Source organism: Bacillus sp. L381 (assembly GCF_030284525.1).
GTDB lineage: Bacteria > Bacillota > Bacilli > Bacillales > Bacillaceae > Bacillus > Bacillus amyloliquefaciens.
The window spans coordinates 1,535,666-1,560,942 of sequence record NZ_CP127224.1 but is presented as its reverse complement, the minus strand read 5'-3'; the positions used below and the strand labels follow the sequence as shown (position 1 = coordinate 1,560,942).

General features: G+C 45.2%; 29 protein-coding genes. All 29 read right to left on the bottom strand.

What is annotated here, in order from left to right:
• Positions 1–6: 6 nt before the first annotated feature.
• On the bottom strand, positions 7–276 hold the full coding sequence (fliQ, locus tag QRX25_RS07965; RefSeq protein ID WP_013352270.1) for a flagellar biosynthesis protein FliQ: 270 nt from the start codon (positions 274–276) through the stop codon (positions 7–9).
• 14 nt (positions 277–290) lie between these two features.
• Entirely contained in the window at positions 291–956 is a 666-nt protein-coding gene (fliP, locus tag QRX25_RS07960; RefSeq protein ID WP_016936111.1) for a flagellar type III secretion system pore protein FliP, read from the bottom strand.
• Positions 949–1,602: a flagella biosynthesis regulatory protein FliZ gene (gene fliZ, locus QRX25_RS07955; RefSeq protein WP_013352268.1), complete on the bottom strand. Its 654-nt coding sequence runs from the start codon at positions 1,600–1,602 to the stop codon at positions 949–951. The genes fliP and fliZ overlap by 8 nt, the downstream gene beginning before the upstream one ends.
• 14 nt (positions 1,603–1,616) lie before the next feature.
• Positions 1,617–1,979 carry a chemotaxis protein CheY gene (gene cheY / locus QRX25_RS07950; RefSeq protein ID WP_003154238.1) on the bottom strand — a complete coding sequence of 121 codons (363 nt, stop codon included), beginning with the start codon at positions 1,977–1,979 and terminating at the stop codon, positions 1,617–1,619.
• A gap of 26 nt (positions 1,980–2,005) precedes the next feature.
• On the bottom strand, positions 2,006–3,145 hold the full coding sequence (gene fliY / locus QRX25_RS07945) for a flagellar motor switch phosphatase FliY (RefSeq protein ID WP_115997240.1): 1,140 nt from the start codon (positions 3,143–3,145) through the stop codon (positions 2,006–2,008).
• Positions 3,135–4,133 (bottom strand): flagellar motor switch protein FliM, encoded by a 999-nt coding sequence (fliM, locus tag QRX25_RS07940; protein WP_065981451.1) that lies wholly within the window; start codon positions 4,131–4,133, stop codon positions 3,135–3,137. The genes fliY and fliM overlap by 11 nt, the downstream gene beginning before the upstream one ends.
• 33 nt (positions 4,134–4,166) lie before the next feature.
• Entirely contained in the window at positions 4,167–4,586 is a 420-nt protein-coding gene (gene fliL, locus QRX25_RS07935) for a flagellar basal body-associated protein FliL (RefSeq protein ID WP_212101364.1), read from the bottom strand.
• Positions 4,583–4,798 (bottom strand): swarming motility protein SwrD, encoded by a 216-nt coding sequence (swrD, locus tag QRX25_RS07930; RefSeq protein ID WP_013352264.1) that lies wholly within the window; start codon positions 4,796–4,798, stop codon positions 4,583–4,585. The genes fliL and swrD overlap by 4 nt, the downstream gene beginning before the upstream one ends.
• Positions 4,799–4,837: 39 nt before the next feature.
• Positions 4,838–5,614, bottom strand: a complete 777-nt coding sequence (gene flgG / locus QRX25_RS07925) for a flagellar basal body rod protein FlgG (protein ID WP_013352263.1) — start codon at positions 5,612–5,614, stop codon at positions 4,838–4,840.
• Positions 5,615–5,638: 24 nt separating this feature from the next.
• The gene (gene flgD / locus QRX25_RS07920) at positions 5,639–6,070 is read right to left on the bottom strand and encodes a flagellar hook assembly protein FlgD (RefSeq protein WP_065981449.1); all 432 of its coding nucleotides are present in this window, start codon (positions 6,068–6,070) and stop codon (positions 5,639–5,641) included.
• Positions 6,071–7,414, bottom strand: a complete 1,344-nt coding sequence (locus tag QRX25_RS07915; protein ID WP_212101361.1) for a flagellar hook-length control protein FliK — start codon at positions 7,412–7,414, stop codon at positions 6,071–6,073.
• Positions 7,415–7,420: 6 nt separating this feature from the next.
• Entirely contained in the window at positions 7,421–8,029 is a 609-nt protein-coding gene (locus tag QRX25_RS07910; RefSeq protein ID WP_065981447.1) for a MotE family protein, read from the bottom strand.
• Between the two features lie 11 nt (positions 8,030–8,040).
• A complete protein-coding gene (gene fliJ, locus QRX25_RS07905; RefSeq protein ID WP_003154253.1) occupies positions 8,041–8,484 on the bottom strand; it encodes a flagellar export protein FliJ in 444 nt (147 codons plus the stop codon).
• A gap of 4 nt (positions 8,485–8,488) precedes the next feature.
• The gene (gene fliI, locus QRX25_RS07900) at positions 8,489–9,805 is read right to left on the bottom strand and encodes a flagellar protein export ATPase FliI (protein ID WP_065981446.1); all 1,317 of its coding nucleotides are present in this window, start codon (positions 9,803–9,805) and stop codon (positions 8,489–8,491) included.
• Entirely contained in the window at positions 9,802–10,557 is a 756-nt protein-coding gene (gene fliH, locus QRX25_RS07895; protein ID WP_212101358.1) for a flagellar assembly protein FliH, read from the bottom strand. Before fliH ends, fliI begins: the two co-directional genes overlap by 4 nt.
• Positions 10,550–11,566 (bottom strand): flagellar motor switch protein FliG, encoded by a 1,017-nt coding sequence (fliG, locus tag QRX25_RS07890; RefSeq protein ID WP_013352256.1) that lies wholly within the window; start codon positions 11,564–11,566, stop codon positions 10,550–10,552. Before fliG ends, fliH begins: the two co-directional genes overlap by 8 nt.
• A 12-nt stretch (positions 11,567–11,578) precedes the next feature.
• The gene (gene fliF / locus QRX25_RS07885; RefSeq protein WP_212101355.1) at positions 11,579–13,189 is read right to left on the bottom strand and encodes a flagellar basal-body MS-ring/collar protein FliF; all 1,611 of its coding nucleotides are present in this window, start codon (positions 13,187–13,189) and stop codon (positions 11,579–11,581) included.
• A gap of 42 nt (positions 13,190–13,231) precedes the next feature.
• A complete protein-coding gene (gene fliE / locus QRX25_RS07880) occupies positions 13,232–13,552 on the bottom strand; it encodes a flagellar hook-basal body complex protein FliE (protein WP_212101352.1) in 321 nt (106 codons plus the stop codon).
• Positions 13,553–13,562: 10 nt separating this feature from the next.
• Positions 13,563–14,015: a flagellar basal body rod protein FlgC gene (flgC, locus tag QRX25_RS07875; protein WP_013352254.1), complete on the bottom strand. Its 453-nt coding sequence runs from the start codon at positions 14,013–14,015 to the stop codon at positions 13,563–13,565.
• A complete protein-coding gene (gene flgB / locus QRX25_RS07870) occupies positions 14,015–14,404 on the bottom strand; it encodes a flagellar basal body rod protein FlgB (protein ID WP_013352253.1) in 390 nt (129 codons plus the stop codon). The genes flgC and flgB overlap by 1 nt, the downstream gene beginning before the upstream one ends.
• Positions 14,405–14,758: 354 nt before the next feature.
• A complete protein-coding gene (gene codY / locus QRX25_RS07865) occupies positions 14,759–15,538 on the bottom strand; it encodes a GTP-sensing pleiotropic transcriptional regulator CodY (protein ID WP_013352252.1) in 780 nt (259 codons plus the stop codon).
• A 37-nt stretch (positions 15,539–15,575) separates the two neighbouring features.
• Complete coding sequence (gene hslU / locus QRX25_RS07860) at positions 15,576–16,979, bottom strand: ATP-dependent protease ATPase subunit HslU (protein WP_065981442.1); 1,404 nt, start codon at positions 16,977–16,979, stop codon at positions 15,576–15,578.
• A 16-nt stretch (positions 16,980–16,995) separates the two neighbouring features.
• Positions 16,996–17,541 (bottom strand): ATP-dependent protease subunit HslV, encoded by a 546-nt coding sequence (gene hslV / locus QRX25_RS07855; protein ID WP_013352250.1) that lies wholly within the window; start codon positions 17,539–17,541, stop codon positions 16,996–16,998.
• Between the two features lie 15 nt (positions 17,542–17,556).
• Entirely contained in the window at positions 17,557–18,474 is a 918-nt protein-coding gene (gene xerC, locus QRX25_RS07850; RefSeq protein ID WP_013352249.1) for a tyrosine recombinase XerC, read from the bottom strand.
• 69 nt (positions 18,475–18,543) lie between these two features.
• Positions 18,544–19,851, bottom strand: a complete 1,308-nt coding sequence (gene trmFO / locus QRX25_RS07845; RefSeq protein WP_013352248.1) for an FADH(2)-oxidizing methylenetetrahydrofolate--tRNA-(uracil(54)-C(5))-methyltransferase TrmFO — start codon at positions 19,849–19,851, stop codon at positions 18,544–18,546.
• A gap of 64 nt (positions 19,852–19,915) precedes the next feature.
• Positions 19,916–21,991: a type I DNA topoisomerase gene (gene topA / locus QRX25_RS07840; RefSeq protein ID WP_013352247.1), complete on the bottom strand. Its 2,076-nt coding sequence runs from the start codon at positions 21,989–21,991 to the stop codon at positions 19,916–19,918.
• 181 nt (positions 21,992–22,172) lie between these two features.
• Positions 22,173–23,072 (bottom strand): DNA-processing protein DprA, encoded by a 900-nt coding sequence (dprA, locus tag QRX25_RS07835; protein ID WP_115997236.1) that lies wholly within the window; start codon positions 23,070–23,072, stop codon positions 22,173–22,175.
• 66 nt (positions 23,073–23,138) lie between these two features.
• Complete coding sequence (sucD, locus tag QRX25_RS07830; RefSeq protein ID WP_003154281.1) at positions 23,139–24,041, bottom strand: succinate--CoA ligase subunit alpha; 903 nt, start codon at positions 24,039–24,041, stop codon at positions 23,139–23,141.
• Between the two features lie 28 nt (positions 24,042–24,069).
• Positions 24,070–25,227, bottom strand: a complete 1,158-nt coding sequence (sucC, locus tag QRX25_RS07825; RefSeq protein ID WP_212101350.1) for an ADP-forming succinate--CoA ligase subunit beta — start codon at positions 25,225–25,227, stop codon at positions 24,070–24,072.
• Positions 25,228–25,277 lie beyond the last annotated feature (50 nt).

Here is a 25,277-nt window from a genome sequence, read left to right as displayed (position 1 = left end):
TTGATTCTACCCTGCAAATCGGTTCAGATGAGAGAACAGATCAGTTGTAAACGAAAGAATCGTCGACAGCATCCAAGGACCGAAAAAGATCAATCCGAGCATCACCGCCACGATTTTCGGAATGAACGCAAGCGTCTGTTCCTGGATTTGAGTTGTCGCTTGAAAGATACTGACGAGCAAACCGACGATCAGCGCGATCGCAAGCAGCGGCCCGCAGATCATAAGTGTTACATATACGGCTTTTTCCGCCATGGAAATTACAAATTCTGAACTCACAATTAGCACCTACCCTAAAAGCTGTCAAGCAAAGATTTCACGATTAAATACCATCCATCGACCAAAACGAAAAGCAATATTTTAAAGGGCAGAGAGATCATAACCGGCGGAAGCATCATCATTCCCATTGACATTAAGACGCTCGCCACAACCATATCGATAATTAAAAACGGAATAAAAATCATAAAGCCCATTTGAAAAGCGGTTTTGAGTTCTGAGATCGCATAAGCGGGCACCATCGTCGTCAAAGGAATGTCCTGAATCGATTCGGGTTTTTTCATTTTGGCATAGTTCATAAACAGCGCCAGATCCTTCTGCCTCGTATGCTTGCTCATATACTCTTTAATCGGTTTCTCGGCTTTTGTATATGCTTCATCGAGACTGATTTTGTTGTTCATCAACGGCGTTAAGGCATCCTTATTAATCTCTGAAAAAGTCGGAGCCATAATAAAAAACGTCAAGAACAGCGCAAGACCGATTAAAACCTGATTCGGAGGCATGTTCTGCGTCGCCAGTGAAGTTCTCACAAAGGACAGGACGATGACGATTCTCGTAAAGCAGGTCATCAAAATCAGAATCCCTGGCGCCACTGAAAAGACAGTCAAAAGCAGCAGTAATTTAACAGTGGAGCTGACTTCGGTCGGACTGCTTGAATTAAAAAGATTAATGAATTCATTCATGATGATACGGGCCTTTCTTCTTTCCTTCAGAACGGCTTTGTTTCAGCTCGTTCAGCTGTTCTTTCAGCGCTTTTGAAAACGACGGAAGCATCGTTTGCGGCTTCTTTTCTCCATCCTTACGCGGATTTACGAGTTTGGTCCATTCCACTTTTGAGGACATCGCCTCTTCGTATTGGCTCAGAATCGCCTCGCGCTCTTTTTCATCTTCAATTTCTTTTAAAAGCTGTATCGTCTCGCCGACACCGACTACGAGAACACTGTTTCCCACTTTAATCAGCTGCACGGAGCGGTTTTGGCCGACTGACGTTCCGCCGATATTTTCTACATATTGAAACGGCTTCAGAAGGCGGTTTCTTTTATTCATCAGTTTGACAACTCCGTAGATCAGCAGAATGACAAATAATAACGCCCCAATCATCTTTACAAAATCAAAAGCGGAGACAGAAGATGCAGAAGCATCCCCTATCTCTTGATCAGCCGTTTGTTTCGATGTATCGCTTTTTTTCTCTGTTTTGTTTGTTGATTGTTTGTCAAACCATTCATTTACAGTGGAATTGTCAGACTCCGCCGCAAAAGCAGGGAACGGATGTACATTGAGTAAAACGAAACAACAAATCAAAGCTAGTAAACCATGACTCTTTTTCAACAGTCGTACACCCTTTAGCTTAATGTTTTATTAATGGCTTCAAGCACGCGGTCTGCTTGGAATGGCTTCACGATAAAGTCTTTTGCGCCGGCTTGAATCGCGTCAATAACCATTGACTGCTGCCCCATAGCCGAACACATGATGATTTTCGCCTGCGGATCGATTTGTTTAATTTCCTTTAATGCGGTAATCCCGTCCATTTCAGGCATTGTAATATCCATTGTCACAAGGTCAGGCGAATGCTCTTTGAATTTTTCGACAGCCTGTGCTCCGTCCGAAGCTTCAGCAACAACGTCAAAACCGTTCTTCACTAAAATATCCTTGATCATCATTCTCATAAATGCTGCATCGTCTACAATTAAAATTCTATGTGCCATAATCTGTTTCTCTCCTCTATGTTCGCTTATTTTAAATTGTTAAGGCGGTCTGCCTGACTTAAAATATCAGTGACTCTCACGCCGAAATTTTCTTCTATGACAACGACCTCGCCCTTTGCTACGATCCGCTGATTGACCAGGATGTCAACGGGCTCACCCGCCAGCTTGTCAAGCTCAATAATGCTTCCCGCAGAAAGTTCCAGGATTTCTTTAACGCTTCTCTTCGTTCTGCCGAGCTCGACCGTAACGGAAAGCGGGATATCCATCAGCATATCAAGGTTATTCCTTGAACCGTGCCCCTCCGCTGCGTTTTGATCAAACGCCTGGAACTCCACCGGAGCGACTTGAACAGGGGCAGCTTTTTTAGCAGTTCCCTGTCTCTTCGGAAGCTCGGGTTTTGCCTGCGGCTCCTGCTGAATGGCAGGTTCCGGCTGCGGCGTTTCGTATGTTTCCCGCGGTTCTGATACGGTTTCATCGGCATCGGCCTCAGGCTGATCTGTATCCATCAGCTCTGCGATCAGATCTTTCGCAAATGTGATCGGATAAAGCTGCATGATGCTTGAATCGATTAGTTCACCGACTTTCAAACGGAATGAAACTTTTACGAGCAGGTCATCCTCAGGTATTCTGTCTGTCCCTTTTTCTTCCGTCACATCCAGAAGTTCAACCCTTGGCGGAGAAATGTCAATCTTTTTACTGAATACGGTCGACATTGACGTAGCAGCCGAGCCCATCATTTGATTCATTGCTTCCTGCACGGCGCTCAGGTGGATCTCACCGAGTGACGGATCGGCGCCTTGGCCGTCTCCCCCGATCATCAAATCCGCGATGATGGCCGCGTCGCTTTGTTCTACGACGAGCAAATTGCTGCCGTCAAATCCTTCTGTGTAGTTCACTTCAATGGCAACATACGGATGAGGAAATTCATCACTGATTTTGCTTTTTGAAATGACGGTCACACTCGGCGTCGTAATATCCACTTTTTGATTTAAAAGAGTGGACAGCGCCGTAGCCGAGCTGCCGAACGAAATATTCCCGATTTCTCCGATCGCATCACGCTCAAGTTCAGACAAGTTCGCTTCTTGAGGCTGTTCTGTATCCTCTGAGTGACTGCCTGTGCCATTAAGAAGAGCATCGATTTCATCTTGAGATAATCTATTGTTCATCTTGTTCACCTCTTATGTCGTGATCTAAAATTTGCACTGCCTGTCTTCGATTCACCCGGCCGGCCTGCCCTAAAAACTTCGGTTTGTTTCCGACCAATACAGTAAGAGGATCAGTCACTGATTTGTCCAGAGTTATACAGTCCCCGACTTCCAAACTTAAAAATTCTTCTATTGTCAGTTCAGAAGCGCCCAAGAGAGCCACAACGGGAATTTCAGCCGTCATGATGCGCTTTTCAAGCGACTTCGTTTCTTCGGGCTTCGCTTCATTCCGGTCTGATTGCATCCAATAGTGTACGGAAAGCTTAGGGATAATCGGCTCAAGCACGACATGGGGAATACAAAGATTAATGACACCGCTGATTTCACCGATCTGCGTATTGAGAGAAATGACCACGACTGTTTCATTTGGCGAAACCATCTGTACAAACTGAGGATTCACTTCAAATTCAGTCATTTCAGGGTCAATATCAGCAATGGATTGCCAAGCTTCTTTGTAGTTGCCCAGTGCATTTTCAAATAAGTTAGAAATAATGTTTGTTTCAATTTCCGTAAGATTGTCAGCTTTGTTATGCGTGATGCCGATGCCTCCCATGACGCGGTCAAGCATGGCGTATGCGATGGTGGGATTAACCTCAAGCATGATTCTGCCTTCCATCGGATGAACATCGAATAAATTCAGGATCGTCATGTTCGGTATGGAACGGATAAATTCTTCATACGGCACCTGGTCGACTGAGCTGACAGATATATGAATATACGTTCTGAGCTTGGCGGAAAAATGTGTTGTGAGAAGCCTCGCAAAGTTATCATGTATCCGGGTTAAACTTCGTATCTGATCTTTCGAAAACCTGAGCGCCCGTTTAAAATCGTATACCTTTACTTTTTTCTCTTTAACTTCCTTTTTCAGCTCTTCCGCATCCGCCTCACCCGTCGAAATGGCGGAAAGCAGTGCGTCTATTTCATTTTGGGAGAGAACTTCTCCTGACATCTTCTTCACCTCCGTATTCTGTCAAATTTGTTTTTATTGCAGATTAAAGGAGGTAATGTACACTTTCTGAACTTTTCCTTCTTGGAGATAGCTGTTTACTTTTTCTTTTAATGATTGTTTAAACGCTTCTCTTCCTTTATCTCCCTCAATCTCTCCGGCGCTTGTATCGGCTAAAATGGAAATAATGTTGTCTTTCACCTGAAAATCGCGTTTTTCAAGTTCTTCCTTCGCTTTAGCCGAGTCGGTCTCAAGCTTGATGCCGATGCGGATGATGCTGTCAGACTTTAGGTTTGTCGTGATATCGTCGACAGACACAGTGGCTGCAACGACTTCGTCGATTGTCGGCTTTTTGTCTTTATTGGAATTTCCGCTGACGACAAAATACGCTGCCATTCCGAGGCCCGCGATGACAATTAAAATAATCAGCATAATGATGACTAATTTTTTCTTCATTCTTCTTCCTCTATTCCCTGATCCAGTGAAAATATTTGTATGCTATGGTAAAACGATATGACTTTTTCGAGAACTGCTTCTTCCGGTTCTTTCACCACGAACTTTTTGCCGTTTGACAGTGTAATCGTCGTGTCGGGGAAGCACTCAATCTGTTCGATAAACAGCGCGTTCAGCGTAAAAGGCTGGCCGTTTAAACGGGTGACTTGAATCATGCTATCCGGAGAAGCGGCCTAGCCGCTTCTCCTCCCTCCTTACCGTTTCAGATTAACCAGCTCCTGAAGGATTTCATCTGAAGTCGTAATGATTTTTGAGTTTGATTGGAAACCGCGCTGTGCAACGATCATTTCGGTGAATTCATCTGTCAGATCAACGTTTGACATTTCAAGATAGCCAGCCAAAAGCTTACCCGTGCCATTTTCGCCCGGAGTGGTAACAGCGCTCGCAGCTCCTGAACTTAACGATTCTCTGTAAAGGTTTCCTCCGATTTTTTCCAGACCGGAGCTGTTAGGGAACGTGACCAGACCGATTTGCCCGGCATTATGAACCGCATCCCCCGCATCAGTGTATGTAACGGTTCCGTCCGCACCGATACTGTAATCTTTCGCATCAGTCGGAATGTTGATTTTGCCGCCGCCGATTTTTTCAAGGTAGTATCCGTCAGTTGTAACAAGGTTGCCTTTATTGTCTTTTCCGAAATTCCCAGCCCGTGTGTAAACGATTCCCGAACCTGTATTAATCTGAAAATAGCCGTCTCCGTCAATGGCAAGGTCGCTTTTATTCTGTGTAGCCTGCGGCGCGCCGGTAGAATGAACGACATCAATGGAAGAAGTCGCGGCACCCAAGCCGATTTGTTTTGAATTGGTCACGTTTGAACCGCCGGCGACTGTCTGGCTGATCATATCTTTAAACGTAACGCGGCTTTTCTTAAATCCCACTGTGTTGACATTGGCGATGTTATTGCCGATTACATCTAGTTTTGTCTGAAAGTTTTTCATGCCGCTGATACCGGAATATAATGAACGTAACATGTTAAATTCCCCCTGGGTTTCTTTTTATTTAGATGTGTCGCTGACTGCCGTCACATTCCACGGACTGACTTCTTTGCCGTTTTCAAGCACGAGCACATAATTGCCGTTTGAGTGTTTTACTGAATTGACGGGACTTGTCTGATCCTTCCCGTCGCTGTCGCTGAATGTGACGTTTTTGCCGATCCAGTTCACATACATTGTAAACGGATCTTGATTTTCGACATATTTTGTCATCGTCGTATTTAGGTTCATCATTTGTTCCAATGAAGAAAATGTCGCCATCTGGCTGATGAATTCTTTGTCATCAACCGGATTGAGCGGGTCCTGGTTCTGAACCTGCGTCATTAAGATCTTCAGAAATTCGTCTTTTCCTAAATTCGTGCTGCTGTTCACGGCGGCGGTGCTCTTCGTGCTTGAAGCACCCGCCGCGGCATAGTCCGAGTTTACTGATGTCAACTATTCTTCCTCCATTTCATTGAGAGAAAGCTCCTCCAGCATGTCTCCGAAATCGCCTGACTGCTGCTGGTTCTTCTGCTCTCTCTGTCCCTGATGCTGCTGTTTATTTTGGTCGGCCGTCTGCCCGTAAACCGGCTGCTGATCCCCGCTTTGAAGCGGGACGGTAAAACGGTCGATCTGAACCGACATATTCGGAAGCGACTGTTTCAGCTGAGGAAGATGCTGTTCCAGCAGCTCTTTCGCAGACTGGCTTGATGCGATGATTTTGCTTTGAAACATCCCGTTTTCGTTTGTCACCTTAATTGTGACAAACCCGAGGTTCTCGGGATTAAGACGAATCGTAAAGCTTCCGGTTGTTTTCCCGAAAGGCGTGTATTTCATCTGTTTCCAGCCGCTGATGACCTGCTCCGTTAACGGTTTATTTTCTGCCGGCTGCTGTTCAGCTCCTGCGGACGCTTGCTGAATACCGGCAATGCTTCTCGTTCCCGAAAACAGAATATGCGCAGACAATTTGCTGTCAGTCTCCTTTACGTGAGAAACTGTGCCGCCGTTTTGCTGATCGGTTTTCACGGCTGACTCTTGGGATGATTCAGATGATTGAGATAACACAAAAGCTTTCAGCTCAGTTTCAGCCATATTCCATTCCTTTGTCCCTTTTTGAGAAAGGCCCGCAAGCTGCTTAGCGACGCTTTGAAAGCTCTTCAGCTCAGCGGCCGACATGGAGTAAAGCTTAGATGCAGATTCGTTTTTCGGAAATAGCGTCTGCCGCAGGTCTTGAATCACACGGTCCGGTACGCCTTGTTTTTTCAACGCATCTAATAAACGGGTGCCTTCCTGGTAAACTGCCTTTGCCTGTGCGCTGTCCGGCAGCTCCTCTTGATGCGTGAAGAGCCGGGCTACAGCTTCTTGAATGAATAGAAGGCCCGTCTCCAGCGCATCGCGGGCGGAATTCTCATCCTTTGCGGAAGAATTCGGCTCATTTTTTTCAGGCTTCACCCCATGCCGTTTGCCGGCTAACATGTCTTCGACAGATTCAGCAAGCTGTTTCAACAAAGGAAGAGCTGTTTCAGTCGTTTGCTTTCCTTCAAGAGCTTTTACCGCCTCAAGCAGCTGTTTCAGCTGCAGTTCTTGATCTTCGGGACCGGCCTTCAGCCAATCACCGATTTTCGAAAGAGCTTCATTCAGCTTTGCATCACTTGTTTTTGCTTCATCTCCGGGCTGCTGTTGAGAAGTGATTTCCGACAGAAGCCAGTTCTGAAATAGGCCTAAGCTGTTTACATTCATCTTCACATTGCTGTTTTGCGCAGTCTGCGTACGATTCCCCGTTATTTCAAGCAGCTTCAACTTACATCACTCCTTATTTCCGTCAGCGGATAGTTTTTCTGTATATTTAGCCGCTTGTTCAGGAGTCATTTTCGTCAAGATGTCAGCAAGCTGCTTTTTACTTAATCCGTTTAAAATATCGAGGGCTTCTTTTTCTTTCAGCTTTACGATAATGCTTGCCGCTTTACCGCTATCCATACTTTTATAAATGTTGATCATTTTATCTTTTCCGGCTGAATCCGAAGCGGCTTTTTTCGTATCATCCGTTTTCTGCTGCTGTTCAGCTTCCTGTTTCAGTGAACGGATTTTCTGATTCAGATTGTCGATTTCGGATTTGCTTGTGTCCAAATCTTTATTCAAAATGTTAATTTCACTTTTTTGTTCCTTTATGGTCTTTTCAAGAGAAGCCGTTCTGTCTTCCTTCTGCTTTTCCGCCGCACTTTTCGTTTCTTTCGTTTCAGGAACCAATTCTTTTAAAACAGGCGTTTTAGCGGCTGTTTCCTGAATCGGCTTCATCACATCTACGCCGGCAGCCCAAAGGACGATGCTTGCGACGATGATCAGAAAAATCAGCGGGATAATGATAAAAAGCAGGATTGAACCGAACTTTCCAGATCCCTTTTCTTTATCGGCCATTTCATTCGCTCCTAATGCCCTTGAATCATAAACTGCTTGATTGAAATATCGTCCATTTCTCTCATTTCTGCAGCTTTGTCTTCAAGTGCGAACATGTTAAATTGTTTTTCCCGCATTTTTTCGAATTTCTTTACTTCGATGTTTTTTTCGGTGAGCTGTTCCTGCTTCTCATTCATTTCATTTCGTTTCATGATGACAAGCTTTTGATAATGATAGATGGTGTTCTCAAGATTGGAAACGAATTGCTGATAATGTCTCATTTCCTGAACGCTCATCCCGCATTTCAGCTTTGATTCTTTGTCTTTTTCGAGCAATTCTTTTTTGCTCATATTTTCATATAGTTTTTCAGCCACTGTTTCAAATTCGGAAACTGACTGTCTGTATTCAGTCAATGTCTGATCTTTTTCATTTTCTTTTAATTCCAGCAGCTTTTGAAATCTGAATTGATACGCCACGATGTTATTCCTCTTTTCCTGTCAGACTCGTCAATGCCGCAATACTATTTTCCAATTGAGCGGGTTCTTCCGTTCCTTGTTTTAAAAATTGAATAAGCTGCGGATAAAACTGAATCGCTTCATCAATTTCTCTCGATGACCCTCTTTTGTAAGCTCCGATATTAATGAGATCTTCAGAGTTTTGATAAGTTGACAGAAGATCGCGGAATTTGTTGGCCGCCTTTATATGGGCAGTGTCTGAAATATTAGACATGACCCTGCTGATGCTTTTCAGAATATTCACCGCCGGGAACTGTCCTTTGTTGGCAAGCGCCCGATCGAGAACGATATGTCCGTCTAATATTCCGCGCACCGTATCGGCAATCGGTTCGTTCATATCGTCTCCGTCAACGAGAACGGTATAAAAAGCTGTTATCGTCCCTTGTTCATTCGCACCCGTTCTTTCTAGTAAACGGGGTAAAATAGCGAACACAGAAGGTGTATATCCTTTTGTTGTCGGCGGTTCACCCGCTGCCAGCCCTATTTCCCGCTGGGCCATCGCGACCCTCGTGACGGAGTCCATCATGAACATGACATTCCGGCCTTTATCACGGAAATATTCCGCAATGGCGGTGGCCGTATACGCCGCTTTCAAGCGCATTAAGGCTGGCTGATCAGAGGTCGCGACTACGACAATCGAGCGTTTCAGGCCTTCTTCGCCTAAATCCTTCTCAATGAATTCCCGTACCTCGCGCCCCCGTTCGCCGACCAGTGCGATAATGTTTAAATCGGCCTCGGTCTGCTTTGCGATCATGCCCATCAAGGTGCTTTTCCCGACTCCGCTTCCGGCAAAAATTCCGATTCTCTGCCCTTTTCCCACTGTCAGCAGACTGTCAATCGATCTGACACCGACACCCATCTTTTCCCGTATCGGCGGCCGTTTCATCGGGTTTGGCGGCGGCTGTTCCGTCGAAACGGGAGACAAGCCCTTCGGAAGCGCCCGGCCGTCAAGCGGTTCGCCGAACGCGTCGACAACTTGTCCGATTAAACCTGCGCCTACTTTGATGCGGAGTGACTCGCCAGTGGCCTCCACTATGCTGCCCGGTGCGATGCTCGCCGCTTCCAGATAAGGCATTAAGAGAATGTTTTCATCCTGGAAGCCTACAACCTCAGCTTTAATTGCTTTTTTCGCATGGCCTTTCGGATAAATGAGACAAACATCTCCGATCGAGCTTTCGGGCCCTTTTGATTCAATCATCAGCCCGATGACACGCTTAACCTTGCCGTAGCGTTTGTACGGATCGGCTGTTTCAATCGAGTCTATTAAATACTGTGTCTTCATTGCTCCGCTCCCGCCTCAAGCGCCGTTAAAAGCTTTTGTTTTAATTGCATCAGCTGGGTGTCTATGCCAGCATCTACGCGGCCGAACGGAGTTTCTATCGAGCACGTTCCCCTTGCAGCTTTTTCATCGGCATATAAGCTTAACCTGCATTCTTTGTATAACAGCTGCTGAATTTCGTCCATATGCTGATGAACCGTTTCATAATATTCAGGATCCACATAGATGGAGATGTCATCATAATCTTTCACTTCGGCTATTACCTGTTTGACCAGCAGAAGGAAAGCTTCTTTATCATCGCTTTTTTGCTGCCATACTTTTTTGGCGAGCGCAACGGAAAGCTCAATGATTTCTTCCTCAGCGCTTTCCAGTTTTTCCTCGACTGACTGTCTCGCCATTTCCGTAACAGCATTGGCGCGGCTGATGAGATTTGCGTATTCGGCTTGAGCCTCGGCTTTTCCCAAAGCCATGCCTTCTTGATAACCTTCTGCCTTTGCTTCTTCCATCAATCTTTGTTTTTCTTCCGCCCAGCGGCTTTTCTCTTCTTCAATCTGCAGAAGAGTATACTCCAATTGATGTTTCGCTTCTTCAGACACCCGGTCGGCTTCGGCCTTGGCAGAAGCCATGAGAGCCTCAGGATTTTCGGCTTTCTCCCGGTCAAACTGGGAATGCGTATTCCTGACTTCCTGCAAGGAAAGCTTACGCCGTTTCTGTTCAGGAGAAAATGATGATTGCTGTTTAATGACATTAGACAATAATATCGTCTCCTCCGCCTCGCGCGATTACAATTTCACCGGCTTCTTCAAGCTTGCGGATGACGCCCACGATTCTTGATTGCGCCTCTTCCACATCACGCAAACGCACAGGCCCCATAATTTCCATTTCCTCTTTAAACGTTTCAACCATACGCTGTGACATATTGCTGAAGACGATCTCCTTGACTTCCTCGCTCGCAACCTTCAATGAAAGCAGAAGGTCGTCGTTTTCAACGTCCCTGATCACGCGCTGAATCGCACGGTTATCAAGGGTGACAATATCTTCAAAGACAAACATCCGTTTTTTGATTTCATCCGCCAATTCAGGATCCTGTATTTCTAATGAATCGAGGATCGTTTTTTCCGTTCCTCTGTCTACGCCGTTTAATACTTCAACAACGGCTTCTATGCCGCCGGTCTGCGTATAATCCTGCGTAAAGGAGGAGGACAGCTTTTGTTCAAGGACCCGCTCCACTTCATTTATGATTTCAGGAGACGTCCTGTCCATAACCGCAATCCTTCTTGCCACCTCAGCCTGAACGTCCGGGTTCAGCTCAGACAAAATTTGTCCGGCCTGCACCGGGTCAAGGTAGGATAAAATCAGCGCCATCGTTTGCGGATGTTCCTGCTGAATGAAATTTAAAATCTGTTCGGGCTCCGCTTTTCTCGCGAAGTCAAACGGCTTTACCTGCAAAGAAGAGGTCAGCCTGTTTAAAATGCTTACCGCTTTGTCTTCTCCGAGCGCTTTTTCAAGCACTTGGCGGGCGTAATTTAAACCGCCTTGAGAAATATAGTCCTGAGCGATTGCGATATTATGAAATTCTTCAATGATTTCATCTTTTCTCTGATGATCGACGCTTCTGACTCCCGAAATCTCAAGTGTCAATCTTTCAATTTCTTCTTCAGACAAATGCTTGTATACAGAGGCTGATACATCAAGGCCTAAGGAAATCATGAGGATGGCTGCTTTTTGTTTTCCTGTAAGCTTGTTCTGATCACGTTTCGCCATTTTCCATTCCCCCTAATCCTCGTCCAGCCAGCTTCGAAGCAATTTTGCAAAGTCTTCCGGTTTTTCTTTAGCCATTTTTTCAAGCTGTTTTCGTCTGACTGTTTCTTCCGTTTCATTTTTCTCTTCGTTAATATCAGGCAATCGAACCGGCTCCGGCGGTGTTTCATATTCGTATTCTTCATACTCATCTTCTTGTGAGCGTTTCTTTCTGATGAGAAGAATAATAAGCAGAATAATAGCCGCAAGCAGTACGCCGCCTGTAATGTAAACCCAGATCGGGAGACCTGATGAGTTTGCCGACGCAGTATTCGTGCTGACTTTTCCGTCAAACGGCTGAACGGAAATGACGATTTTGTTGTTGATATCATTGTTCGTCAGTTTTTGATTTTGCACCTCATTTTTATCAAGAGACGTTCTGACGACAGTTCCTAAAATCTTTTGAATATCAGCCTGTCTTTGAGCCGTTAAAGACGCGGCATTTTTCGGATTCGGCGGCTCCACCATGACCTGAATGCCTAAATCACGCACTTTATATGGGCTTTCCGCGATTTCTTTATGAATGCGGTTGACTTCATAGTTGATTTTATTACTGCTTTTTTCGTAGTCTCCGCTGTTTGAACCGCCGTTGGCCGCTGCATAGTTTGCGGTGTCATTGCTCCCCGTTCCGGCCGTGCCGCCGTTAGCCGCACCGTCGCCTTTATACGTTTCCGCAACTTTTTCGGCGCTTATCGCTATGCCTTCCATGTTATCTTTATCGACAGGCTCGACAATGTCTTCAGTGCGTTTTTCCTTCGTGAAGTCAATATCAGCCGTAACGGATACAACGACTTTATCCTGCCCCATCATTGTGCCGAGCAGTGACTGAACATGTTTTTGAATGTCCTTTTCGACCTGCGACTTAATACCTTGCTGAGAAGCATAACTGTCAGAAACGGACCCTGCACCGCTGTCACTTTTGTCATAGTATGTAGAATTTTGATCCATTATGACGATATTATCTTCTTTTAAGTTCGGGACGCTTTTAGAAACAAGATGGTACAGCCCGTTGATCTGGCTTTGATCAAGTGAGTAGCCCGGTTTTATCTGCAAAACGATCGATGCGGACGCTTCCGGCTGATCTTCACCGACAAACACGGCTTCTTTCGGCATATTGATCATGACTTTCGAGCTTTTAATACCGTCCATTTCATTTATCAGGTTTGACAATTCAGTCTGAGTCGCATCAACCTTTAAAACGTCAAACTCATTATCTGTCAGGCCGAAGCCTGCATTCTGTCCGAAAAACGAATAATCAATTGATCCCGTTTTCGGCAGGCCTTCCGCGGCAAGCTGGACTTTAAGCGAATCCACTTGGCTCTCAGGAACCTTAATGACCGTGCCGCCGTCTGCAAGTTCAGAGGACACCTTTTTCGTATCGAGCTCTTCTTTAATCTGCCCCGCTTCTTCAGCGGACAAATCTTTATAAAGAGGCACCATCTTTTCAGACGAAGTAAAAATAATAACGACGATGAGTAAAATTATGAATGCGGCCAAGCCGCCTACCATGAGTATCTTCTGTGTTTTTGATCTGTTATTCCAAAACGCTGCCGTTTTGGTTTTCATTTGCATTAGAGTACGATTCATGTTAACCCCCGGTCATTCCAGTCATTCTCTTCAATCTGACCACTACATCTGCATTCTCATGATTTCCTGATAGGCTTCCACGGCTTTATTGCGGAATTCGGTAGCGACCGTCAGAGAAATATTTGCTTTTTGGGCAGCGATCATGACCTCGTCAAGGTTTACATCCTTTCCTGCAGCCAGTTCGTTCGTTATTTGGTCAGATTTTACTTGTGACTCATTTAACGAATCAATAGAGTTTTTTAAAAGCTCCGAAAAGCTTGTTTGGTTTGAAGAATCAGTTTTTTGAGTTTGGTTTAATTGATTCGTTACGTTTTGAGTGTTTTGCGTTTGTTGAAGCTGAAAAGGAGTAATAGCGTTAACCACTTACATCACCTTACTTTCCGATTTCTAAAGCCTTCAAAAGCATGCCTTTGGAGGCGTTCAATGCCGTCACGTTTGCTTCATATGATCTTGTGCTGCTGACAAGATCCACCATTTCCTTTAATGGGTCTACATTTGGTTTTTGTACATATCCGTCTTTATTCGCATCCGGATTTTCCGGATCGTAAACAAGATTAAAAGCGGATGGGTCTTCCGTAACCGCGGATACTTTTACGCCATTTCCCGCGCTTCCGATTCCGTTCATCTTGGAATTTAAAAGGGACGAAAATGATTCGCCTCCGGATTGGAGAGATACGAGCTTTCTTCTGTAAGGCACCCACTCGCCATTTACCTGCTTCGCTCTCGTTGTATCCATATTGGCCAGGTTGGACGATACGACGTCCATCCGGACACGCTGTGCGGTTAAAGCGGAGCCGGAAATATTTAAGCTTTGAAAGCCACTCATTATTTTCCTCCTGTCAAGACGGTTTTCAGAGAATTGAATTTGCCGCTCATTCTTTCAACCAAAGCCTGATAATTAATTTGGTTTTCGGCTAAATCTGTCATTTCTTTGTCTATATCCACATTGTTTCCGTTTTGCTGGTACGATGTATCACCGCTGGACACAATGGAATAATCGGCCCCCGAATCCGTAAAGTCAACGTGCCGATAGTCGGTTTTTACAGCCTCAAGATTAGATGTTTCCTGATCTAACAAATTTCGGAAAGAGACTTTTTTTGCCTTATAGTTCGGTGTATCTATATTGGCGATATTGTTAGTTATGACTTTTTGCTTAATGTCCGCTCTCCCCAAGGCATTCTCAAGATTTTGTATAGTTCCAGAAAATAAGTCCAAATCCACTTACCTCCATTTCAGATATTTTTCTCCTAAAAATCCTTGTCGAGAATTGTAAAACCATATGCTTATTGTAAGAAATAACAGGCTTAAAGTCTATGAAGTTAGGCTAAAAAAAAGTGCTCAATTATATCTATTTTGCAAGTGGGTATTAAGTCCTAGAGTATTTGTACTACAAGGATTTGTTTAATATAAGACTGAAAATAGCTCAATTTCTGTATTTTCTCCTTTTTTTCACACAGCAAGATGGATTATCTCAAATCAGATTCCAATAATCAACTTTAAATTGCAACTTTTCACCTATTGTTCATAAAAAAAGCAGAACCCCCATTTTCAGGGGATCCTGCTTTTGGTTTAATGTGATTTAAGGTTTTCCAATTCAATAAGGAATTTGTTGTTCAGAACTTTAATGTAAGTCCCCTTCATTCCCAGTGATCTGGATTCAATGACGCCGGCGCTTTCCAGCTTTCTCAGCGCGTTAACGATTACTGAACGCGTAATGCCCACACGGTCCGCAATTTTACTTGCAACAAGCAAGCCTTCGTTTCCGTCAAGTTCTTCAAAGATATGCTCAATCGCTTCAAGTTCACTGTAAGACAGAGAACTGATTGCCATTTGAACCACTGCTTTGCTTCGCGCTTCTTCTTCGATTTCTTCCGCTTTTTCTCTTAAAATCTCCATTCCTACAACGGTTGCTCCGTATTCAGCAAGAATGAGATCATCATCTTCAAATTGATCCTGCAGACGGGACAGAATCAATGTGCCCAGACGCTCGCCTCCGCCGATAATCGGGACAATCGTCGTTAAGCCCGCTTGGAACAGGTCTCTGTTTTCAACAGGAAATGCCGTGTATTCGCTGTTGATATCAAGGTTTGAAGACGTCTCCGGAACGTTGAACAGATTTTTCGTGTACTCTTCCGGGAACTGGCGGTCTTCCAGCATTTTTTTCATGCGGTCATTTTCGATCTGCTGATTAATAGAGTAGCCCAAAAGCTTTCCTCTGCGGCTGACGACGAAAATATTAGAATCAATGACGTCACGAAGCGTTTCAGCCATTTCTTTAAAGTTTACGGGTTTGCCTGCCGCAGCCTGCAGCATGCTGTTAATAATTCGTGTTTTTTGTAGTAAAGCCATGTTAAATAATCCTCCTAGAATTCCTCTTATTAAATTTTCACAATATAAATTGACTTAGATCTTTGTTGTTTGCAATCGTTCCGAGCTTTTCTTCAACGTATTGCGGCGTGATGGCGACTTTTTCCATCGTCACGTCCGGCGCTTCAAACGACAGGTCTTCCAACAGCCTTTCCAATATCGTGTGAAGCCTTCTCGCTCCGATGTTGTCCGTATCCTGATTCACATGATAAGCCACTTCGGCGATCTTACGAATAGCTTCGTCAGAAAATTCAAGAGATATACCTTCTGTCTGCAATAAAGCCTGATATTGTTTTAACAGCGCGTTATCGGGTTCGACGAGAATCTTCACAAAATCATCCACCGTCAGCTTGCTCAATTCTACACGAATCGGAAAGCGGCCCTGCAGCTCCGGAATCAGGTCGGACGGTTTGGCCATATGGAATGCTCCGGCGGCTATAAACAGCACGTGATCTGTTTTGACGGAACCGTATTTCGTGACGACGGTAGAACCTTCGACAATCGGGAGGATATCCCTTTGCACACCCTCTCTCGATACATCGGCTGAGGAAGAAGCTCCTCCGTTTTTAGCGATTTTATCTATTTCGTCAATAAAGATAATGCCGCCTTCTTCAGCTCTTAACACAGCCTCCTGGCTGACTTCATCCATATCGATCAATTTGCTTGCCTCTTCATTGGTCAGAACCTTCCTTGCCTCTCTGACCGTCATTTTACGGCGCTTTTTCTTTTTGGGCACCAGATTGCTCAGCGCATCCTGCATATTCATGCCCATCTGCTCCATACCCGAGCCTTGCAGCATGTCAAACATCGACGGCTGCTGCTCTTCCACCTCTACGGAAACGTAATGGTCTTCGAGCTCTCCCAATGCGAGCTGATGCGCCATGCGTTTTCTTTTTTCTTCAAGACTTGCTTCTTCCTGCTGATCGGCTTCATCATCGTTTGCCGGCTGGCTTCCTCCGAAAAGCATTTCAAACGGGTTTTTCACTCCCGCTTGTTTTTTCTTTCCCGGTACGAGAAGCCGCACAATACGTTTGTTTGCATTTTCTTCAGCCTGTTCTTTTACTTCGCTGATTTTTTCTTCTTTAATGAGCCGTACGGATGTCTCAACGAGGTCTCTGACCATTGATTCGACATCTCTGCCTACATAGCCGACTTCTGTAAATTTTGTCGCTTCAATTTTTATAAATGGCGCACCGGTAAGCTTGGCGATCCGTCTGGCGATCTCTGTTTTCCCCACCCCGGTCGGGCCCATCATCAGAATGTTTTTGGGAACGATCTCATCTCTCAGTTTTTCATCAAGAAGACTTCTGCGATAGCGGTTTCTTAATGCCACGGCGACAGCTTTTTTCGCATCCTGCTGTCCTACAATGTATTGATCCAACCGATCTACGATTTGTCTCGGTGTTAACGGTTTGTTTTCCATGCGCCTCAAGTCCTTTCTATTCAAGTTCTTCCAAAATGATCTGATCGTTTGTGTACACACAAATCTCGCCCGCGATTTTCAATGCGGCATGTGCAATATCTTTGGCGGACAGGTTCTCTCCGGCATAGGTTTTCAGCGCTCTTCCTGCTGACAGGGCGTAGTTTCCGCCGGAGCCGATTGCCATAATGCCGTCATCCGGCTCAATCACTTCACCTGTTCCCGATACGAGAAGCAAGGTATCCTGGTTCATGACAATCAGCATGGCTTCCAGCTTGCGCAGCACTTTATCGCTGCGCCATTCTTTCGCAAGCTCAACAGACGCACGTTTTAAATTGCCGTTGTATTCTTCAAGCTTCGCCTCAAACATTTCAAAAAGTGTGAAAGCGTCTGCAACAGATCCTGCAAAGCCGGCCAGAACTTTTCCGTTAAACAGCTTTCTCACTTTTCTGGCAGTATGCTTCATGACTACAGCCTGACCGAATGTGACCTGGCCGTCTCCTGACATAGCACTTTTTCCTTTATGCTGGACGGCAAAAATCGTTGTCGCATGAAAAGATGACATGAGAAGGGCCTCCTTTTAATTTTCTTTAAAAGCTCTCGGATGGTGGGACATATATGTGTTTCTCAGCATTTCCTTCGATACATGCGTGTATATCTGTGTAGAAGACAGATTGGAATGGCCCAGAAGTTCCTGAACGCTTCTTAAATCAGCCCCTTCATTCAGCAGATGGGTCGCAAACGTGTGCCGAAGCATATGCGGGTGTATATGTAAAGTGCCGGATGCCTTTTTTACAAGCCCGCTTAAAATATACCGGATTCCTCTGGCGGTAAGCGGACCGCCTCTTTGATTGACAAACAGCACATCATGAGGCTCTTTTGCTTTTTCAAGAAGGCACTGTCTGCCGCTGTTGATATACAGCTCCAGAGCATCACGGGCATATGAGCCGAACGGGATGTAGCGCTGCTTCCTGCCTTTCCCGTGAACGAGCACCGTATCCATGAACAGGTCAAGATCACTGACTGTGAGCGTACAGCACTCACTGACCCTCATTCCGGTCGCATAAAGAAGCTCAAGCAAGGCCTGATCGCGCATCCCCGACGGCTGACTTCTGTCTGAAACAGCGAATAGTTCCTCAAGTTCTTTTTCATAAAGAAACTTCGGAATCCGTTTCTCTTGTTTCGGCAGATGAACAAGCTGAAACGGATTCTCTTCAACAAGCTTTTCCCTCATTAAAAATTTATAGAAGCTTCTCAAAGCTGAAATTTTCTTGCTGATTGTTTTTCTTGACAGGCCTTTTTCATAAGCTTCTGTCAAAAATATTCTCACATCATGATATGCAGCTTCATTCAATCCATTTATATTTTGAGCATGCAGAAACATCCCAAATTCTTCAATCGAATTAACATAATTCACAATAGTATATTGTGAATAATTTTTTTCAATTTGTAAATATTCAACGAATAACTTTAAAAAAAAGTTAACATTCTCAGCCATTATGAAGACCTCCCTCTCCGAAGGGCTTTTAAATGGTATCATATTATGCATTGAAGTTGCAATGAAAAGCTATATCGTTTTCGAAATAGTTTGAATAGTCTCAATTGCGCGTTTAGCGTATTCTTCGTTTCGTTCTTTTTTGTTTTTAATTTTAACAGGCAATTCTTTTAATAAGCCGAAGTTTGCATTCATCGGCTGGAAGTTCTTCTGGTTTGTCGTTGTAATGTAGTGAGCCATGCTTCCGATCGCCGTCTCCTGCGGGAATGTCACAAGATCCTGACCGAGAACAAGTTTGGCCGCATTAATTCCCGCTACAAGACCTGACGCAGCAGATTCAACATAACCCTCTACGCCGGTCATTTGGCCCGCGAAAAACAGGTCGTTCCGCTGTTTAAATTGATATGTCGGGTTCAAGAGGCTCGGCGAGTTGATAAATGTGTTTCTGTGCATGACGCCGTATCTGACGATGTCAACATTTTCAAGGCCCGGGATCAGTTTAAGCACTTCTTTTTGATCTCCCCATTTTAAATGTGTCTGAAAACCTACAATATTATAAAGCGTTCCCGCCGCGTCGTCCTGTCTAAGCTGAACGACTGCATAAGGCCGCTTGCCTGTTTTAGGATCTTCCAGTCCGACCGGTTTCATCGGTCCGAACAGCATCGTTTTCTTGCCTCTTTTCGCCATGACTTCAATCGGCATGCAGCCTTCAAAGAAGATTTCTTTCTCGAATTCTTTTAACGGAACTGTCTCAGCCGTCGTCAGCGCTTCATGGAAACGGTCAAACTCTTCCTCAGTCATCGGACAGTTTAAGTATGCCGCTTCTCCCTTGTCATAACGGGATTTTAAGTACACTTTATCCATATCAAGGCTGTCTTTTTCAACAATCGGCGCCGCCGCATCATAAAAATACAGATACTCTTCTCCTGTGAGCTCTTTCAGCTGCTGTGAAAGCGATTCTGACGTAAGCGGACCGGTCGCGATAACTGTCGGGCCTTCCGGAATCTCAGTTACTTCCTCGTGAAGAACCGTTACGTTCGGATGGTTTTTCACAAGATCCGTCACGCTTTGCGCAAATTCATGGCGGTCAACGGCAAGCGCTCCCCCTGCCGGAACCGAGCACTTATCAGCAGATTGTATGATTGCTGAGTCAAGCGCCCTCATTTCTTCTTTTAATACGCCTACCGCATTGGCGAGCGTATTTGAACGCAATGAGTTGCTGCATACCAGTTCGGCGAATTTGTCAGTATGATGGGCTGCCGTCTGCTTTACGGGCCGCATTTCATATAGCTTTACTTGAATTCCTCGTTTTGCAAGCTGCCATGCCGCTTCACTTCCGGCAAGGCCCGCTCCGATTACATTTACTGTTTGCTGGTTCATTTCTTTTCATCTCCTGTTGTTTGTCCCTTCCACACAAAGAAGGTGAGCAAGGCTCTGCTCACCGCTACTTCTGTGGTTCTTCCTTATAATCGCATTCGACGCATTGGACTTGTATGCCTTTTTTAAGCTTTTTCTCGACAAGCATATTTTCACATTTCGGGCATTTTCGTTCAATCGGTTTGTCCCAAGATACGAAGTCGCATTCTGGATAACGGTCACAGCCGTAAAAGACGCGTTTCTTTTTTGATTTTCGTTCGACAATATTTCCTTCATGGCATTTAGGGCATTTAACGCCGATTTGTTTGACTATCGGTTTGGTATTCCGGCAGTCAGGGAAGTTGGAGCACGCCATAAATTTGCCGTACCGGCCCATTTTGTAAACCATCCGGGAGCCGCACAACTCACAATCTTCATCAGCGTATTCAGGTTCAATTTCCACTTCTTTCATTTCGGCTTCCGCTTTTTTCACGCGCTTTTCAAAGTCGGTATAGAAGCTGTCAATGATTTGAACCCATTCTGTCTCGCCGTCTTCAACATGGTCAAGATCTCTTTCCATTTTTGCCGTGAATTCAACGTTTATGATTTCCGGGAAAAACTCCATGATGAGATCCAGCACGATCTGCCCAAGCTCAGTCGGAACAAACCGTTTATTGTCTAGTGCCACGTAACCGCGGCGCTGGATGGTGTCAAGAGTCGGCGCATATGTGGAAGGACGGCCGATACCCAGTTCTTCAAGGGTTTTAACCAAGCGCGCCTCTGTGTAACGCGGAGGCGGCTGAGTAAAGTGCTGCTCAGGCTCAATATCTTTCGATAAAACCGTGTCTCCCTCTTTAAGGTCCGGAAGCATACGGTCTTTTTCTTCCAGCTGATCGTCTTTACCCTCTACATAGACTTTCATGAAGCCGGCGAATTTGACTTTACTGCCGTTTGCCCGGAATGTCAATCCGTTATTGCTGAGATCAACACTCATCGTGTCCAGAACGGCTGGCGCCATCTGACTTGCAACAAAGCGCTCCCAAATCAGCTTGTATAATCTGAGCTGGTCTCTTCCAAGCACCGCTTTTAACTCGGCAGGTTTTCTGAGTACTGACGTCGGGCGGATCGCTTCGTGGGCATCTTGTGCGTTTTCATTTTTCTTTGGCGCTTTCCGTTTTCCCGCTAAGTACTCTTTTCCGTATGCCTGATCAATAAAAGCTGACGCTTCCTCAACGGCTGTGTTGGAAATCCGCGTTGAGTCCGTTCTCATATACGTGATGAGCCCGACTGTTCCTTCTTTGCCAAGATCAATTCCTTCATATAACTGCTGAGCGATCATCATCGTTTTCTTCGCTCTGAAATTCAGTTTCCTTGCAGCCTCCTGCTGCAGGGTGGACGTTGTAAACGGCAGGGCGGGATTTCGTTTACGTTCTTTTTTCGTAACCTTGTCTACCGTATACTTATTGCCTTTCAGCTCAGCAAGAACAGCTTTCACGTCTTCTTCGCTTTTTAAAGGAAGCTTTTTGCCGTTTTTTCCGAAAAAGCCGGCTTCAAACGTCTCTTTTCCTTTTAAAAATGAGCCGGTAATCGTCCAGTACTCTTCAGGTTTAAAGTCGTTGATTTCCTTTTCCCGGTCGATGATCAGCCGGAGCGCAACGGATTGCACGCGGCCCGCACTGAGGCCTTTTTTTACTTTTTTCCAAAGAATCGGACTGATTTTGTATCCGACGAGTCTGTCTAATATGCGGCGCGCCTGCTGCGCATCGACAAGATCCATATTAATCATGCGCGGATGTTTAAATGATTCTTTAATGGCGTCTTTTGTTATTTCATTAAAGACGACCCGGCAGTCCGAGCTTAGATCCAGATCAAGGCTGTGCGCGAGATGCCATGCAATCGCTTCCCCTTCTCTGTCGGGGTCGGCCGCGAGATAGACTTTTTTTGCTTTCTTGGCCGCTGTTTTTAATTCTTTTAAAACAGGGCCTTTCCCGCGGATCGTAATATATTTCGGTTCAAAGTTCTGTTCGATGTCAACTCCCATTTGACTTTTTGGAAGATCCCGGACATGTCCCATTGAAGCTTTGACTTTATATTTTTTCCCTAAATAACGTTCAATCGTTTTCGCCTTTGCCGGCGATTCCACGATGACTAGATAATCAGACATTTTCATCCCCCTCAAGAGGTGTTCTCTCTCTTTTCAAGTATCAATTCATTTTAGAGCTGCCTTTTTATGGCTTTCAACATTTCATTCTTTATGATGAACGTCATTTTATACATGAAAATAATGTGCAACTTTAAATCCTCACTATTATTAAATATTACAATACCGTTTGTCAAACGATATTTCAAAAGGGTTCCGTATACTGAACGCCTCGGGCGGTCAGCTCTCCGTCAATATCCTCTGCGCATAATACCGCTTTCGCCCCTTCTTGAATGAGTTTTATAGGTCCTCCGGAATATGGATTAAATATGGAACCGGGAACGGCAAATACCTCTCTCCCTTGATCAAGGGCTTGATAAGCCGTGATTAATGAACCGCTTTTTTCTTTTCCCTGCACAACTACAATTCCTTCACTTAATCCGCTGATTATGCGGTTTCTCATCGGAAAATGCCACTTTTTCGGCTTTGTTTCAGGAGGATGTTCTGAGAGTAGGAGGTGATGTTCAGCCATGTATTCTGCTAACAGGAGATTTTCCCGGGGATAGATATGGTGGAATCCGCCGGCTATTACGCCGATCGTAAGCCCTTTTGCCCTGATGCTCGCCTTATGAGACAATCCGTCTATGCCGGATGCCAGCCCGCTTACTATGACCCAGCCTTTTTTTGAGAGTTCAGCGGTAAGATGCCCAACCGCTTTTATTCCGTCATCCGTCGGTTTCCGCGTTCCTACAATCCCTATTTTTCTGCCTTTTTCAAGAAGTGACGTGTGCCCTTTTGCAAACAAGACAGCCGGCGGATCATAAATTGTTTTAAGCCATGAAGGATAGCGGCTTGATGAAATCGGAATGACAGTAATGCCTTCGCGGCGGTAATCGGACAGAACTTTATCAAGTTCCGGTTCCTTGCGCTCTATTTCTCGAAAAATTGCTTTCGGAGCTGTTTTCCCTTCTGACAAAACAGTTAATGGATGCGGATCTCGTAAAAAAGACAGAGAGTGATCAGCTTTCCACCATTTTAATAGAAGAGACGGGGAAATGATTTGATTGATACTGCAGACCATTAAACAGCGCGACGCTTGATCCAAATCTGGCAACCTCCTCTTTTTGTACAGCAAAAACAGGAACAGCCGTTACGGCTGCCCCTGCTTTGATCAGTGAGTTTTGCACGTTTCAAATAAGCCTTTTTCTTTCAACACCTTAATCAGTGTTTCACCCATTACAGAAGGGGTTTCCGCCACTTCAATCCCGCAGGCGTTCATCGTTTTGACTTTTTCTTCTGCTGTGCCTTTTCCTCCGGAGATGATGGCGCCCGCATGACCCATGCGTTTTCCAGGAGGGGCAGTTTTACCGCCGATAAAGCCGACAACAGGCTTTGTCATGTTCGCTTTCACCCACTCAGCCGCTTCCTCTTCAGCTGTGCCGCCGATTTCTCCGATCATGATAACGGCGTGTGTTTCAGGATCTTCATTGAACGCTTTTAACACGTCAATAAAGTTCGTGCCGTTGACCGGGTCGCCGCCGATCCCTACAGCGGTAGATTGGCCTACGCCGGCTTCTGAAAGCTGATGGACAGCCTCGTATGTCAATGTTCCTGAACGGGATACAACGCCTACATGCCCCTTCTTATGAATGTATCCCGGCATAATGCCGATCTTACATTCTTCAGGCGTAATAACACCCGGGCAGTTCGGCCCTATTAATCTCGTTTTCTTGCCTTCCATAAAGCGTTTCACTTTCACCATGTCCAAAACCGGAATGTGCTCAGTGATACAAATGACAAGATCAATTTCCGCGTCAACCGCTTCCATAATTGCGTCTGCCGCAAACGGAGCCGGCACATAAATGACTGACGCATCAGCGCCCGTTGTATGAACCGCTTCTGCGACCGTATTGAATACCGGCACGCCTTCCGCTTCAGTTCCGCCTTTTCCAGGTGTTACACCGCCAACGATATTTGTGCCGTATTCCAGCATCTGCTTTGTATGAAATAAAGCGGTAGAACCTGTAATCCCCTGTACAATAACTCTTGTATCTTTATTGATAAAAACACTCATTATCTGGTCCCCTGCCTTTCATTCTTTCCTAAACTAAGGATACGATTTTCTGCGCGCCGTCTGCCATTGATTCCGCAGATGTGATATTTAAGCCTGATTCATTCAGGATTTTCTTTCCTAAATCTACGTTTGTCCCTTCAAGGCGCACAACCAGCGGCAATGTCAATCCGACTTGTCTCGTCGCTTCAACAACGCCTTCGGCAATGACGTCACACTTCATGATGCCGCCGAAAATATTAACGAAAATTCCTTTTACGTTTTGATCGGAAAGAATGATTTTAAAAGCTTCCGTAACTTTTTCAGCGGTTGCGCCGCCCCCGACATCCAGGAAGTTTGCAGGTTCTCCGCCATAGTGTTTAATGATATCCATTGTAGACATTGCAAGACCCGCGCCGTTTACCATACAGCCGATATTTCCCTCAAGGGAAATGTAGCTTAAATCGTATTTTGAGGCTTCGATTTCTTTCGGATCTTCTTCATCTAAATCTCTGTATTCCATAATGTCTTTTTGTCTGTATAACGCATTACTGTCGAAGTTCAGCTTAGCATCAAGCGCCATGACGTTTCCGTCTCCCGTGACGACGAGAGGGTTGATCTCGGCGATGGAGCAGTCCTTCTCCACAAATGCTTTATATAGTCCGAGCATAAATTTAGCAGCTTTGCCGACAAGCTCTTTCGGGATGTTAATTGCGAATGCAATTTCCCTCGCCTGATAGCCCTGAAGGCCGACAGCCGGATCAATAACTGCTTTTTTAATTTTTTCAGGTGTTTTTTCCGCTACTTCTTCAATCTCCGTTCCGCCTTCTTCAGACGCCATTAAAACGATTCTTGAAGTGGCGCGGTCAAGTACAAGCCCGACGTAGTATTCCTTTTTAATATCGCAGCCTTCTTCAATAAGTAAGCGTTTTATTACTTGTCCGTCCGGACCCGTTTGATGTGTGACGAGCGTCTTGCCTAACAGTTCTTCGGCATACTCCTTCACTTCATCCGTTGTTTTTGCAATCTTTACCCCACCAGCTTTGCCGCGGCCGCCAGCATGGATTTGCGCCTTTACGACATAAACCGAGCTTGACAGGCTCTCTGCTTTTTCAACTGCTTCCTCTGCTGTAAAAGCCACTTTACCTTCAGGAACAGACACCCCGTATTTTCTGAGGACTTCTTTTCCCTGGTACTCATGGATATTCATTTCCCATCCTCCTAACTTATGTAGCAAAACTAAAAATAGACTGCGCTTTC